The 14,627-nt window shown below is 59.3% G+C and carries 11 protein-coding genes; 7 read left to right on the top strand and 4 right to left on the bottom strand.

Annotated elements, in window-relative coordinates:
* Nucleotides 1–1,052 (top strand): FAD-dependent oxidoreductase (locus B4F73_RS12075; protein ID WP_290483378.1); only part of this gene is annotated, 1,052 nt, incomplete at its 5' end.
* Here the strand turns inward: B4F73_RS12075 and mutS are convergent.
* Nucleotides 1,035–3,734, bottom strand: a complete 2,700-nt coding sequence (gene mutS / locus B4F73_RS12080; RefSeq protein ID WP_290483379.1) for a DNA mismatch repair protein MutS — start codon at nt 3,732–3,734, stop codon at nt 1,035–1,037. The two genes, B4F73_RS12075 and mutS, sit on opposite strands and share 18 nt — an antisense overlap.
* A gap of 172 nt (nt 3,735–3,906) precedes the next feature.
* Here mutS and B4F73_RS12085 point away from each other — a divergent pair, with 172 nt between their 5' ends.
* From B4F73_RS12085 to B4F73_RS12100, 4 genes are all read left to right on the top strand, one after another.
* Nucleotides 3,907–6,183 carry an NADP-dependent malic enzyme gene (locus tag B4F73_RS12085; RefSeq protein ID WP_290483380.1) on the top strand — a complete coding sequence of 759 codons (2,277 nt, stop codon included), beginning with the start codon at nt 3,907–3,909 and terminating at the stop codon, nt 6,181–6,183.
* A gap of 100 nt (nt 6,184–6,283) precedes the next feature.
* Entirely contained in the window at nt 6,284–7,714 is a 1,431-nt protein-coding gene (locus B4F73_RS12090) for an aldehyde dehydrogenase family protein (RefSeq protein ID WP_034817621.1), read from the top strand.
* Between the two features lie 167 nt (nt 7,715–7,881).
* Nucleotides 7,882–8,454, top strand: coding sequence for a CC0125/CC1285 family lipoprotein (locus B4F73_RS12095; protein WP_034817622.1), 573 nt, complete (start codon nt 7,882–7,884; stop codon nt 8,452–8,454).
* A 130-nt stretch (nt 8,455–8,584) separates the two neighbouring features.
* Nucleotides 8,585–9,853, top strand: coding sequence for a multidrug effflux MFS transporter (locus tag B4F73_RS12100; protein ID WP_242517444.1), 1,269 nt, complete (start codon nt 8,585–8,587; stop codon nt 9,851–9,853).
* Here B4F73_RS12100 and rimK read toward each other — a convergent pair.
* Nucleotides 9,840–11,264, bottom strand: coding sequence for a 30S ribosomal protein S6--L-glutamate ligase (gene rimK / locus B4F73_RS12105; RefSeq protein ID WP_034817624.1), 1,425 nt, complete (start codon nt 11,262–11,264; stop codon nt 9,840–9,842). The genes B4F73_RS12100 and rimK overlap by 14 nt on opposite strands.
* Before the next feature lie 81 nt (nt 11,265–11,345).
* Nucleotides 11,346–13,331, bottom strand: a complete 1,986-nt coding sequence (locus B4F73_RS12110; RefSeq protein WP_290483387.1) for a protein meaA — start codon at nt 13,329–13,331, stop codon at nt 11,346–11,348.
* 125 nt (nt 13,332–13,456) lie between these two features.
* Here B4F73_RS12110 and B4F73_RS12115 point away from each other — a divergent pair, with 125 nt between their 5' ends.
* Together B4F73_RS12115 and B4F73_RS12120 are read left to right on the top strand one after the other, a co-directional pair.
* Nucleotides 13,457–13,975 (top strand): hypothetical protein, encoded by a 519-nt coding sequence (locus B4F73_RS12115; protein WP_290483381.1) that lies wholly within the window; start codon nt 13,457–13,459, stop codon nt 13,973–13,975.
* 113 nt (nt 13,976–14,088) lie between these two features.
* A complete protein-coding gene (locus B4F73_RS12120) occupies nt 14,089–14,391 on the top strand; it encodes a SemiSWEET transporter (RefSeq protein ID WP_034817631.1) in 303 nt (100 codons plus the stop codon).
* On the opposite strand, the gene B4F73_RS12125 is transcribed toward B4F73_RS12120, so the two are convergent.
* A partial coding sequence (locus B4F73_RS12125; RefSeq protein ID WP_290483382.1) for an aminotransferase class IV occupies nt 14,337–14,627 on the bottom strand: 291 nt, incomplete at its 5' end. The genes B4F73_RS12120 and B4F73_RS12125 overlap by 55 nt on opposite strands.

A 14,627-nucleotide genomic window follows, 5' to 3' on the forward strand; every position in this document is an offset into this window, starting at 1 on the left:
ACGAGCTCGGCTTGCGTGAGCGAGCCGAAACGCTGGGCGCGCCTATTCGGCGCCTGCATGGCCAGGCGGTCAATTCCGGGCGCACCGTGTTGGATGTCCGATATGATGCCATCCGGCCCAGCCTTCGGGGCATATCCATCCAGCGTCCCGTCCTGTTTGACCTGGTGTATCAAGCAGCCAGAGAGGCAGGCGCGAATATTGTCCCGTCCACACGGATCATCGCGGCTCAGGCCGTGGGAGGTTACCTGACCACAGGGGACGGAAAGACGTTGGGGCCGTTTGATCTTGTGGTTGATGCACTCGGTGTGCGCTCCCCGCTCTCATCTCGTCCGCGCAGCCAGCTCGCATATGGCGCGCTCTGGGCAACCCTTCCGTGGCAGGAGGGACATGGGTTTGAGCGGAACGCCTTGGCACAACGCTACCGGCAGGCCCGTCAGATGGCGGGGGTTATGCCATCAGGCCGCTCAGAAGAAGAGGGCGTGGACACGCTCACCTATTTCTGGTCCATCCGAACGGATCAGTATCAGGCATGGAAGCAGGCTTCCTTGTCAGCTTGGAAAGCAGAGGCGGTCGCGCTCTGGCCGGAAACGGCTGTCTTCCTGGACCAGTTGAAGAGCCACGCTCAGCTAACCTATGCAGAATATGACCATCGCACACACGCGCCTGCCGTAAACCAGCGGCTGGTGCACATCGGCGACAGCTGGCATGCGGCCAGCCCGCAACTGGGCCAGGGGGCCAACATGGCCTTGCTTGATGCTTATGCGCTGTCGCGGGCATTGTGCGTCCACGACGATCTGGACAGGCAATTGCGCCACTACACTTCAATGCGTTCAGGGCACGTCAGAATGTTCCAGACTATGAGCTGGCTTTTCACGCCGGTCTACCAGTCCGATTCCACGATACTTGCATGGTTACGCGATTGGCTGGCGGCCCCGATCAGCAAGATACCGCCCGCACCGAAAGTGCTCGCCGCCATGGTGTCGGGCGGAATGGGCAGGCCGCTCAACAGGCTTGGGCTCAAGGCTGGCGATGTATCATTCACTGCCGAGTGATTTGAGGCGGTACAGCAAGTCAAGCGCTTCACGCGGTGTCAGGGAATCCGGGTCAATCTGTTGCAGCAACAGGTCGGATTCTGATGGCCCAATTATCTGATCTGCATTCTCCTCGTCCGTGATCGGCGCAAGAGATGCGGCAGCAAAGAGGGGCAGGTTTTCGGGCGCGTCAGGTTCAGCCTCAAGCTGCTTCAGGATTTGCGCCGCCCGTTTGACGGCCTTCTTTGGAAGGCCTGCAAGCTTGGCCACTTGTACGCCGTAAGACTTGTCAGCCGGCCCGGCCTGAACTTCATGCAGGAAGACAAGGTCATCTTTCCATTCCTTGGCGCGGAGCGAAGCGTTGGCCGCACCGGGCAAGTCCTCAACCAGTTTGGTCAGCTCATGATAGTGAGTGGCAAACAGGGCCCGGGCCTTGTTGACCGAATGAAGGTGCTCGACTGCCGCCCAGGCGATGGCGAGACCGTCCCAGGTTGATGTGCCCCGGCCGACCTCGTCCATGATGACGAAACTGCGCTCCGTAGCCTGATTGAGAATGGCGGCGGTCTCAACCATTTCCACCATGAAGGTGGATCGCCCGCGTGCCAGATCGTCGGACGCGCCGACGCGCGAAAAGATCCGATCGACCAAGCCCAATGTCAGGGATCGCGCAGGCACGAAGAGCCCTGCTTGCGCCAAGATAACGGCCAGCGCGGCTTGTCTTAGATAGGTGGACTTACCGGCCATGTTCGGACCAGTCACGAGCAGGAGGCGCGTTCCGAAATCGCCCTCGGCACTTAGTCCCAGGTCGTTGGCGGTAAATCCCTTGCCATCTTTCTTGAGCGCAGCTTCGACCACCGGGTGGCGCAGCCCCGTGGCGTAAAATGTGGTGTCTTCTGTCAGTACGGGTCTGATCGCGTCGACCTCAAACGCCCATTCTGCTGAGGCTGCCGCGACATCGAGGTCCGCAATGGCGCCTGCAGTGCGGGATAGAGGCGAGTTTAGTGCATCGATTCGCTCACAAAACCCTTCGAAGACGGACATTTCACGCGCTTTTGCTTCGTCTTCTGCGCGGGAAAGCCTGCCCGCGAGTTCAGAAAGTTCCTGCGTAGAGAAGCGCACATTGCTGGCCAGGGTCTGACGATGGATGAAGGTTTCGGACAGAGGCGGCTTCATCAACGGGTCGCCATAGCGGGCCGGGACATCGACGAAATAGCCAAGCACATTGTTGAACTTGATCTTCAACGCAGTGATGCCGGTTTCGTCAGCGTAGCGAGCCTGTAGCGCAGCGATGATCTGGCGGCTGTCATCGCGCAGGCCACGGGCTTCATCGAGCGCCTCGTCCCAGCCGGGTGCAACGAACCCGCCATCTCGGGCGAGCGTGGGTGGGTTTTCCGAAAGGGCTGTCTCCAAATCCCGCGCGAGTGTGGCGAGGTCTTCGTCCTTGCTCAGGTCGAGTGCGGCAACAGCCTCATCGATTTTGTGCGGCAGGCCCGCAGAGCTGGCTGTCAGTTGGCTTGCCGCTTCATGTGCGGCAGTCAGTGCGAGCCCGATCGCGGCGAGGTCGCGCGGCCCACCCCGACCGAGGCGCAACCGTGTCCGCGCACGTTCCAGATCCGGCGCAGCCTTCAAGCTGGCACGGACAGACGCCACTGCGTCGCGATCATCCGCAAACCAAGCCACAGCGTCATACCGCGCATCAATCTCCACCCGGTCGACACAGGGACGCGAAAGACGCGAGGCCAGAAGCCGCGCGCCCGGTGCGGTGACGGTCCGGTCGATTGTGCCCAGCAGGGATCCGTCGCGGTCGCCGCGCATGGATCGGTCGATCTCCAGGCTCGTGCGGGTTGCTGGATCAATCGCTAGATAGCCCTCTGCGCGTGCTCGAATGGGTGGGTCCAATCGGATGTCGCTGCCTGCTTGGGTGAGCTTCACGTAATCCAGCAATAGGCCGATTGCTGCGAGTTCTGCGCGGCCGAAGTCGCCGAGCGCTTCCAGCGCAGCGATTCCGAATGTTTCTTTGAGAAGGGCTTCGCCTGATTTGTACGTCGCGCTGCGGGCGGGCCGGAAGGTCACTGGTGCGGTGGAGAGCGCAGTCGCATTTGCGATGGCAGGTTTGTCGATATCGCCCTCGGACACCAACAGTTCAGACAATGGATAAGCCATCAGGCTGTCAGCAAGCGTGTTCGCTGCGAGCGCGGAGACATCAAATCGTCCGGTGGAGACATCGCAGACGGCGATGGCCGCTTCGGCTCCGCCGCCTCCTATGGCAATCGCGGCCAGCGCCTGATCCTGATTAGCGGGCAGTAGGGCGTCTTCGGTCAGCGTTCCGGGCGTAACAATGCGGACGATGTCCCGGTTTACGATGGATTTTGATCCGCGCTTCTTGGCCTCTGCGGGGCTCTCTGTCTGCTCGCAAACGGCAACCCGGCATCCGGCCTTGATCAGGCGCGCCAGATAACCCTCGGCGGCATGATAGGGCACGCCTGCCATGGGGATGGGTTTGCCTTCGTACTCGCCTCGTGACGTCAGCGTTATGCCGAGCACTTTCGAGGCCTGAACCGCGTCGTCGAAGAACAGTTCGTAAAAGTCGCCCATCCGGAAGAAGAGCATGGCATCTTCATGCCGCGCCTTGATCGACAGGTATTGCGCCATGAACGGGCTTGGCGCAGGAGTGGGTTTCGAGGGAGCAGAAGTGTCGGCCATGGGCCGGGACGCTATCGTCAGTGCCGGAGATTCGCAAAGCCTCGCACCAGCTTGCGCGCGACAAAGTGATCATATCGCACCGAATGGCCCGTTTTGCGGTTGGCATGGCTTTCGCACCGGCCTAGTTTGCCGCCTCAATTGAAACTTTTTGCAAAAACGGATTTGCCGCGCGATGACCACTAAACGGCCGAGCTTCACAGACCAGGAAGCCCTCGATTTTCACTCGCAGCCACACGCCGGCAAGATCTCCATGGCGCCGACCAAGCCTATGGGTACGCAGCGTGACCTGTCTTTGGCCTATAGTCCCGGCGTTGCGGTGCCCGTGCTTGCCATCGCGGAAGACGAAGACCGGGCCTACGATTATACCGCCAAGGGCAATCTGGTCGCGGTCATTTCCAACGGTACTGCCATCCTCGGCCTCGGCAATCTTGGGCCGATGGCGTCCAAACCGGTGATGGAAGGCAAGTCTGTCCTGTTCAAACGGTTTGCCGATATCGACAGTTTCGACGTCGAGGTCAGCACGACAGACGTCGAAGAGTTCATCATGACGGTCCGGAACATCGGTTCCACGTGGGGCGGCATCAACCTGGAAGATATCTCGTCTCCGGACTGTTTCATCATCGAGAGCCGTCTGCGCGAAGACCTCGACATTCCGGTGTTTCATGATGACCAGCACGGCACGGCGATTATTGCCGCGGCCGGCCTTATCAATGCCTGCCACATTACGGGTCGGGAACTGAAAGATCTGAAAGTCGCCGTCTCGGGGGCAGGGGCCGCCGGTCTTTCCTGTGCAGGACTGATTCGCCATCTCGGCGTGAAGCCTGAGAATATCCTGATGTGTGACTCCAGCGGCGTTGTCTATGAGGGACGCACCGAGAAGATGGACCAGTTCAAGTCCGCCTTTGCCGTAAAAACCACAAAGCGAACGCTCGCAGAAGCAATCGAAGGCGCTGACGTGTTGTTGGGCCTGTCCGCGAAGGGCGCTGTTTCGAAAGAGATGGTCAAGTCGATGGCCAAGGACCCGATCATCTTCGCCATGGCCAATCCCGACCCTGAAATCACGCCGGAAGATATCAAGTCGGTTCGTGATGATGCGATCATTGCCACCGGCCGGTCGGATTATCCCAATCAGGTCAACAATGTTCTGGGTTTCCCGTACATCTTCCGCGGCGCGCTGGACGTGCGTGCGCGTGGCATCAATGAAGAGATGAAGGTTGCAGCTGCACGGGCAATCGCTGAGCTGGCGCGCGAAGACGTGCCGGATGAAGTGGCGGCTGCATACCATGGCGCGCGCCCAAGCTTCGGGCGTGAATACATTATCCCAACCCCGTTTGATCCGCGCCTGATCAGCTTCATTCCGCCTTTCGTGGCGCAGGCCGCCATGGATACCGGCGTGGCTCGCAAACCGATTGATGACATGGAAGCCTACCGGCATTCGCTGGCCCGCCGCGCGGATCCGTCCGCTTCCTTCATTCAGGGGGTTCAGGCTCGCTGTAAGGAGCTGCAGCGCCGCATCGTGTTTGCTGAGGGTGAAGAGCCCGCCGTCGTTCGCGCCGCGTTCAGCTTCAAGAACCAGGGGCTTGGTCATCCGATCCTGATTGGTCGCGAGGCTCAGGTCGAGCGCGCCATGGAGCAGATGGGTATCCAGCCCGGTACACTTGAGATTCTAAATGCGCGCCTGTCTGACAACAATCCGGTCTACACGGACATGCTGTATGCTCGCCTCCAGCGCGACGGCTATTTGAAGCGGGATGCCCAGCGTCTCGTGAACCAGGACCGCAATGTCTTCGGCTGTTGCATGCTGAAGAATGGCGACGCTGATGGCATGGTCACGGGTGTGACCCGTAACTATGACGTCGCCTTGAACGACTCGCTGCTGGTGCTCGATCCGATACCGGGACAGGCCATAATTGGCATGTCGATGGTGATTAACCGGGGGCGGACGGTCTTCATCGCAGACACTAGCGTCACCGAGCTGCCGCAGGGCGAAGACCTTGCCAATATCGCCATAGAGGCCGCCCGAGGCGTCCGCTCACTTGGCTTCTCGCCGCGCGTGGCATTCCTGTCCTATTCGACCTTCGGCAACCCGATGGGCGAGCGCGGCGAAAAGGTGCGCGATGCCGTTGCCATCTTGGATGGCATGAAGGATGTCGACTTCGAATATGAAGGTGACATGAGCGCGGATGTTGCGTTGAACACCAGCCACAAGCTGCTCTACCCATTCTCGCGCCTGACTGGTCCGGCAAATGTGTTGGTCATGCCAGCCATTCACGCCGCATCTATCTCGACCAAGCTTCTGGAATCGATGAGCCGCGCGACGGTGATTGGGCCAATGCTGCTGGGTCTAGAAAAGCCGGTACAGATTGCATCGCTCGGCGCAACGGTCGGTGACATTGTGAACCTCGCAACGATTGCGGCCTTTGATGTGGATCACGTGCACGGCGGCTAACGTCATCGTCACGAAATTCCCCAGCGTCAGGACTCGCAGGCGGCGAGTGGCTCACCTATAGTCATATCAAGCATATGGACCACAGGGAGGCCCGAACGGCATGAAGGAATACAAGCAGTTCTATATCGATGGTGCATGGGTTGATCCCGTTGAGCCGCGCACGTTGGAAATCGAGAACCCGGCCACTGAAGAAAACTTCGCGGTCATTTCGATTGGTTCCAAGGCCGATGTCGATAAGGCCGTTGCCGCAGCTCGGAAGGCTTTCCCGGCATTTTCGCAGACCAGCGTGGAATACCGCGCCGAGCTGCTCGAAAAGATCGCTGCAGGCATTCAGGCGCGTATGCCGGAAATGGCAGAAGCGATCTCGAACGAGATGGGCGCGCCGATGTGGCTTGCCAATGCGGCGCAAGTGCCTGCCGGTATGGGGCATTTTGCGACCACTGCAGCCATTCTGCGTGATTATCAGTTCGAGGAGCTGAAGGGTACGACGCTGCTTCGCAAGGAGCCAATCGGCGTTTGCGGATTCATCACGCCTTGGAACTGGCCGCTGAACCAGATCGCCTGCAAGGTTGCTCCGGCAATTGCTGCAGGGTGCACCATGGTGCTCAAGCCGTCCGAAATCGCGCCGCTCGACGCGATGATCCTGACGGAAATCATGCACGAGGCCGGTGTGCCGAAGGGCGTATTCAACCTCGTCAACGGAGATGGTCCGGGTGTCGGTTCGGCGCTGTCCTCACACCCTGACGTCGACATGATGAGCTTCACCGGTTCCACACGCGCAGGTGTGCTTGTGGCTCAGGCGGCTGCGCCGACCGTAAAGCGCGTCGCACAGGAACTCGGCGGCAAGAGCCCGAATATTATCCTGCCATCCGCAGACCTCGAGAAGGCTGTCGGTGGAGGCGTTATGCAGATGATGACGAATACGGGTCAGTCCTGTAACGCGCCATCGCGCATGTTCGTCCAGAAGGACCAGCAGGACCAGGCGATTGCGATCGCAAAGGCAGCGGCTGAATCGGTAAAAGTGATGATGCCAGGTGAAGCCTCACCGGGCGCTATCGGTCCGATTTCGAACGGCAACCAGTACCAGAAGGTTCAGGATCTGATCGAGACCGGCATCAAGGAAGGCGCGACGCTGGTCGCCGGTGGACCAGGCCGTCCGGAAGGCTTCAACAAGGGCTATTTCGCGCGTCCAACCGTGTTTGCGAATGTCACCAATGACATGACCATTGCGCGTGAGGAAATCTTCGGGCCAGTGCTCGTCATGATCCCATATGAGGATGTGGATGACGCTGTCGAAATGGCCAATGACACAGTCTATGGCCTGGCAGGCTATGTGCAGGGCGCTGAAGATGAAGCCCGCAAAGTGGCCAACCGCATTCGTGCCGGTCAGATTCAGGTCAATGGTGCGCGGCCAGACTTCACGGCACCATTCGGTGGCTACGGCCAATCCGGCAACGGCCGGGAATGGGGCGAGCATGGCTTTGAGGAGTTTCTCGAAGTCAAGGCAGTCATGGGCTACAAGGCCGCCTAGTCGGTTTCACGGCTGAAAATATTATGGGGCGGCCTTCGGGTCGCCCTTTTTGTTTGCCTGATTGACATCGATCAGGCGGCTCTCTGAATTGTGAAGCCAATTCAACTAGTGTTCAGCTAACTTCCCCCATACATTACAGGAAACATCGCTTTGGAGGGTGATATTCCATGCCCAAATTCAAGCTTACAGGTGCAATCGCTGCCTTGGCCGTGCTCGGCGCCTGCGCGACCGCAACGCCATATCAGGCCGCTCTGGATGGCGATCGCGGTTATTCGGAAATGAAGATCGAGGACAATCGGTTCCAGGTCGAGTTTTCCGGAAACTCCCTGACAGATCGAAAGACCGTAGAGACCTATTTGCTCTACCGGGCTGCGGAGCTGACCCGACTGAACGGGTATGACCACTTCCGGGTCGTACGCCGCGACACAGATTCTGAAAGCCGCCTTGTGCCGGTTGGCGGAGGCTCGCCCTATTACGACCATTTCCACCTGAATTACAGATACTTCGGCCCTTATGCGGCCTACTATCATGACCCATTCCGTCGGTCTCGCTATTCTGCGTTTGGACCTTATGACGCTTATTGGGGCGGCCCACGGGAATACCGTGAGCGGACGAGCTATGTCGCGTCTGCAGAAATCCTTATGGGTAAGGGCGAAAAGCCCGCCGATGCCGCCTATTTTGATGCAGAGCAAGTTGTCTTCAATCTCAGCCCAAACATCATGAGACCGGAGCTGAAATAGTCGTCGACCCGCGAATTCGCATTGCAGCCCCGCCATTTGGCGGGGCTTTTTTCTGGTCTGGACACTGGCCATTCCTTTGCAGGAGGCCCAGATAGGGCCCTTGAGAATCTCAAGAAAGCCTGTCGAACCCATGCCGGACTCTGAAATGCCCGTTCCTGAGCCGCGCACCTTGCAAGGTGCCCATGGTCGACCTGTGCCGGGGCGCACGGAGATGGTCGTCATGGTTGCGGCGCTGATGGCGCTTAACGCGCTCGCCATTGACATCATGCTGCCTGCACTGGGTGAGATCGCGGATTCGATCGGTCTGACAGGTGCTTCCCCGGAGGATGCCAATCGTCAGCAGATGATTGTGTTTTCCTATGTATTGGGCTTCGGCGCGCCTCAACTCGTTTGGGGGCCGATTTCCGACCGCTTCGGACGGCGCGTCCCCTTGTTCGTCGGATTGGTTGGTTACTCGCTGACTGCGCTACTCTGTATCGCGCTAAAGGATTTTCATGCGCTGCTTGCTGCGCGTTTCCTGCAGGGCGTTTTTGCTTCAGGCGCCCGGCTTGTGGCTGTTTCGGTCGTCCGTGATCTTTATGCAGGCCGGCGTATGGCGGGTTTCATGTCATTGGTCATGACCATTTTCATGGTTGTGCCCATGATCGCGCCTGCCATGGGTCAGCTGATCCTGTTCGTCGCCCCCTGGCAATGGATATTCGGCGTCCTTGCCTTGTTCGGCGGGCTTTTGCTTGCATGGACATGGTTGCGCTTGCCAGAAACCCTGGCGCCCGAGGCGCGCAATCCTCTGAATGTTTCGTCTGCCGCCAGCAGCTATATGGCAGTCATACGTAGTCGCATCACGTTCGGTTACATGTGCGCTTCCGGTGTCATATTCGGCGCATTGTTCTCATTTATCGGATCTTCAGAGCAGATCTTTCGGGATGTCTTCGGCCAGGAAGAAACATTCGCGTTCTGGTTTGCTGGTGTGGCAGGTGCGCTCGCATGCGCAAATCTGTTCAACTCCCGCGTGGTTGAAAGAATTGGCATGCGCCGCATCAGTCATGCCGCAATGGTGTTCTTCATCATCATGTCGACGTCGCTGGCGCTGGTGACGCATTTCTTCGGCGAGAGCCTGTTATGGTTTTTCCCGATGTTCGCGATGACATTTGCCTGTTTTGGCCTGATGGGTGCAAACTTCTCGGCACTCGCCATGGAGCCGTTGGGCAAGATTGCAGGCACGGCTTCCGCAGCTTACGGCTTCGCCACGACGACAGTTTCAAGCATTCTCGGAATTCTGATCGGAAGCTACTACAATGGCACGACGGTGCCGCTCGTTCTCGGGTTTGCGTGTCTTGGGGTGGGCTCGCTCGTGATCGTATTGATCACCGAGAAGGGCAAATTGTTCAGCTCTCGCTGAGCTTGGCTTGCCGGCGCTTTCGGGCGGCCGGTTCGCGAATGCGAGACAAGGGCCGAACCTGGCTTTCCAGATGCTCGATGATCAGGCCGGCAATGTCTTTGCCGCTGGCCGATTCGATGCCTTCGAGACCCGGCGAAGAGTTTACTTCCAGCACTTTGGGGCCTTTTTCGGTTTGCAGCAGGTCGACACCTGCGACGCGCAAGCCCAGTACTTTGGCGGCCTCCCGGGCCGTGTCGCGTTCGGTGCGGGACAGCCTGATGGTTGAGGCTGTTCCGCCGCGATGGAGGTTTGAGCGGAACTCGCCCTTCTGGGCCTGGCGCTTCATTGCGCCGACCACTTTGTTGCCGACGACGAACGCCCGAACATCGGTGCCTGCAGCTTCTTCGACGAATTCCTGTACCAGAAAGTTTGCTTCCAGACCCCGGAAGGCATCAATCAGGCTTTCCGCAGCCTTGCGGGTCTCGGCGAGCACGACGCCCTTGCCTTGCGTGGATGAGAGCAATTTCACCACCACAGGCGCGCCTCCCGCCAGCGAGATCAGATCCTTGGTGTCTTTCGGACTGTGCGCAAAGGCCGTGACCGGCATGTCGATCTTGGCGCGGGCAAGCAGTTGGTGCGCCATCAGCTTGTCGCGCGAATGGCCGATCGCACTGGCACTGTTCAAGCAGAATGCGCCGGTATTGGTGAACTGTCGCAGCACGGCCAAGCCGTAATCTGTAATCCCTGCCCCGATGCGCGGAATCACCGCGTCATAGCGGGGCAGTGCCTTGCCATCATAGTGGACTTGCGGATGTGTCGTGCCAATCTGCATGTAACAGCGTGCGGTATCGATGGCCTCGATCACGTGGCCTCGCTCCTGTGCCGCTTCGATGAGGCGCAGACTTGAATAATTCCGCGGCTCGCGCGTGAGCAACGCAATGCGCAATGGACGTTTGACGGGCTTCTTTTTTGGCAGGCCCGCATAGGCTGCAAAGTCGAGTTTCGGCTGAAGGAAAGACGCGTTTGCGTTGACGATCATGTCCGGCTGAATCGCGCCGCGGCCGAACAGCATGCGGTAGGTCATGCTCTCGCGATTGGTCAGCGTCAGCTGGATCGGCCAGCGGCGTCCGCCCATCTCGACATCGGTCTGGATCACATAACGCAGCTCGGTGTCCCCATTGGAGCTGGTCACGTCGCGGCGGTCTACAACCGGCGCGGAACATGTGATTTCCAAGCCCGGATCACTCGGGTCCGGTTGGATCAGGAATCTCACCTGTGGTGCATCGGCAGGCCCGAATGGCTCAATGACGCTGGCGTGCAGCGCAGACGTGCGCGCGCCGGTATCCACCTTCGCCTTGATCGCGGGCAAGCCGAGATCGGGCAGAGTCAGCCACTCTTCCCAGCCGAGTTGGAACGGGTCTGATTGCGACATTATGAAAGCCTTCCTGCCAGTTCGCGCCCGATAAAGGTGAACCGGCAGGTATTCAATCTCTTATCCGCAGAACGCAGCGGATCAGCCTTCGACCAGCCAGGCTTTCTCGACGATTCCGACCACGTCGCCCATGATTTCGGTGATCTTGAAATCCTTGGGCGTGTAGACACGGGCAATGCCCATCTGGCGCAGGGCACGGGCATCTTCCGGCGGAATGATGCCGCCGATGACGACCGGCACGTCTCCGAGGCCGACCGCGCGCAGCTCGGCAATTGTTTCGCGTACCAGATCAAGGTGGCTGCCAGAGAGAATGGACAGCCCAACGACATGTGCATTCGCTTCTTTGGCCTGCGCAGCAATCTCCGACGGCGTGAACCGGATGCCCTCATAGACGACATTCATGCCGACTTCCCGGCCCCGTGCCGCGATCTGTTCGGCGCCGTTGGAATGGCCGTCGAGGCCCGGCTTGCCGAGCACATAGGTCAGCTGGCGCCCGAGCGCTTCGGAAACACGCTCGACGTCCTTGCGGACAGCGGCCGCATCTTCCTCGCCATCGGTCTTGATAACCATGGCGACGCCCGTGGGTGCTCGGAATTCGCCAAACACGTCCCGCATTGCCGTACCCCATTCACCTGTCGTGACGCCGGCCTTCGCGCAGGCAATCGAGGGCTCCATGATATTGGTCCCGTCCTGTGCGGCTTGCTTCAGCGCTGCGAGCACATTTTCAACGGCGCTTGCATCGCGTTTGCTGCGCCATTCTTTCAGGTCGCGAACCTGAGCGGATTCCTCTGCCGGGTCGACCGTCTGGATCGATCCGTCGCCGCCTGCGAGTGGGCTCTCCGCCGTCTCGACATAGCGGTTGACGCCAACCACGGTCAGATCACCGCTCTCAATCGCCTTGATGCGATCAATATGTGCGCCGACGAGGCTCTCCTTCATATGGTCGATGGACTGGATTGCGCCGCCCCGCGCATCGAGGTCAGCCAGCGTATCCCGGGCCAGCGCCTTCAGCTCTTCTGTTTTGGATGCGATGACATGGCTGCCGTCGAAGATGTCTTCGTATTCCAGGAGGTCTGTTTCATAGGCGAGGATCTGCTGCAGACGCAGCGACCATTGCTGGTCCCACGGGCGTGGCAGGCCCAGCGCCTCATTCCAGGCCGGCAGCTGCAGGGCCCGGCAGCGAGCCTTCTTCGACAGGGTGACGGCCATTGCCTCGATCAGGATGCGATAGACATTGTTTTCAGGCTGCGGCTCGGTCAGGCCAAGCGAGTTCACCTGCACGCCATAGCGGAATAGCAGCGCCTTCGGACTGGTCACGCCATAGCGTTCGCGGCCAATCTCTTCCCAGAGTTCCACAAAGGCACGCATCTTACAAAGTTCCGTAACGAAACGAACTCCGGCGTTCACGAAGAAGGAAATTCGACCGAAGACCGTTTCAAAGTCTGATTCCGGAACCTGCCCTCCGGCTTTTACGGTATCCAGCACCGAGATTGCCGTGGCCAAAGCATAGGCGAGTTCCTGTTCCGGCGTCGCGCCCGCTTCCTGCAAATGGTAAGAGCAGACATTCATCGGATTCCATTTCGGGACCTCGGTGTAGCACCAGCTGACCATATCCGAGATCAGACGCAGGCTCGGTTCCGGCGGGAATACATAGGTGCCGCGCGAAAGGTATTCCTTCACAATGTCATTCTGAGTGGTGCCGCGCAGTTTCTTGCGATCATCTCCGCGCTCATCCGCCAGTGCCACATACAGCGCCAGCATCCAGGCGGCTGGCGCATTGATCGTCATTGATGTGTTCATCTCTTCCAGCGGCAGCTGGTCGAACAGGAGGCGCATGTCGCCGAGATGCTTGACCGGCACGCCCACTTTGCCAACTTCGCCCTTGGAGAGGATGTGGTCTGCGTCATACGCGGTCTGGGTGGGCAGGTCGAAGGCAATCGACAAGCCTGTCTGACCCTTGGCGAGGTTGCCGCGATACAGTTCGTTGGATTTTGTTGCCGTTGAATGTCCGGCATAGGTCCGGAAAATCCACGGGCGGTCCGGTGCGTGCTGGTATGCTTTATCCATGTCTGCCACGGAATTCTCCCCTTGTTATGTTGCGGCGCAGCATGCCGCGTGCAACGTCACAAGGCAAGCGCTGCTGCTTGCGTCAGGATGTCTGAACAACCAGATGTAGGCGAGAGGAGATTGCCGTGAACCCACCGACCAATGTGATCCAGACTGCCCTGCTTTTGCGGATTGTCGCTATCCTGGCCTTTCCGGTCGGTGTGGTGATTGCAGCGCTGATGGAGCGTAGTGTGCTCATGGTCGCCTTGCTCGCAGCGGGCATGTTGGCGGTCAGCTGGGTCGAGCGGTTTCGACTGCACCGGTTGTCCGGGAATGAGGGGTACCCCGCCATCACGGGATTATGGCCCGGCTTTGCTGTGCGAGCAGGCTTTCTGGCTGGCCTGTTCATTGTCAGCCTTGGCGTGCTCGCTCTGTTTCGTGAGACCATTCTGGCGCGGGGGCTCGGTCTGACTGATCTTGGTCTTTTTTCTGCCGTGGCTGGCGTTGCTCTGCTGGCCAATGCCATCAGCGCGCGCATGGCGACCCGGGAAGTGTCGAGTGTCGTGGCCCAGATGAACGCCAATATCACGCCGCCGGGCGGGGCGTCTCAGGCTGGCGTAGGGCCGGGTGAAATCATCGAAGGCGAAGTGATCGACCGCGACTGAAACGGGTATGGTCTCGTTACCGCAAACATTCATGAGCACCATGCGATTCCAAGCGGTTTCGTGAGGGCTGCAAATCGGCTATACGGCGCGGGCTCTAAAGGAATTTCCCCTCAATGTCTGACATGATTGGCCTGATGGCCGCAGCTCTGACGACCCTGTCTTTCCTGCCTCAGGCCCTGATGGTCATTCGCACCGGAAGGACTGATGGGATTTCGCTGATCATGTATGCGATGTTCACTACCGGCGTCGCAGGTTGGCTGGTCTATGGCATTCTGCTGGGATCGCTCCCCATGATCGTGGCCAATAGCGTTACGCTGCTGTTGGCCAGTATGATCCTGGCCCTCAAAGTGCGTCACTCGCTTCAGGCCAAAGCCCAAGCCGCGACCTTTTCCACATCAGCGCCAATCGCCTCATAATAGAGGCGCTGTACTTGCCGCGTAACAGGGCCCGGCTTGCCGGTGCCGACCGGTCGATCCTCCAGCTGTATGACAGGCGCAATCATAGCCCCCGCTGAGGTCGTGAAAATCTCCTTGGCAGCGTATGCCTCATCCGGTGTGAAGGCGCGCTCCTCGATATCCAGTCCCTGATTGCGAAGCCGGGCAATGACATGGGCGCGCGTAATTCCGGGCAGTATGTCGCTGGACAGATTGCG

Origin of the sequence: Hyphomonas sp. UBA3601, from assembly GCF_002375605.1 — a bacterium.
GTDB lineage: Bacteria > Pseudomonadota > Alphaproteobacteria > Caulobacterales > Hyphomonadaceae > Hyphomonas.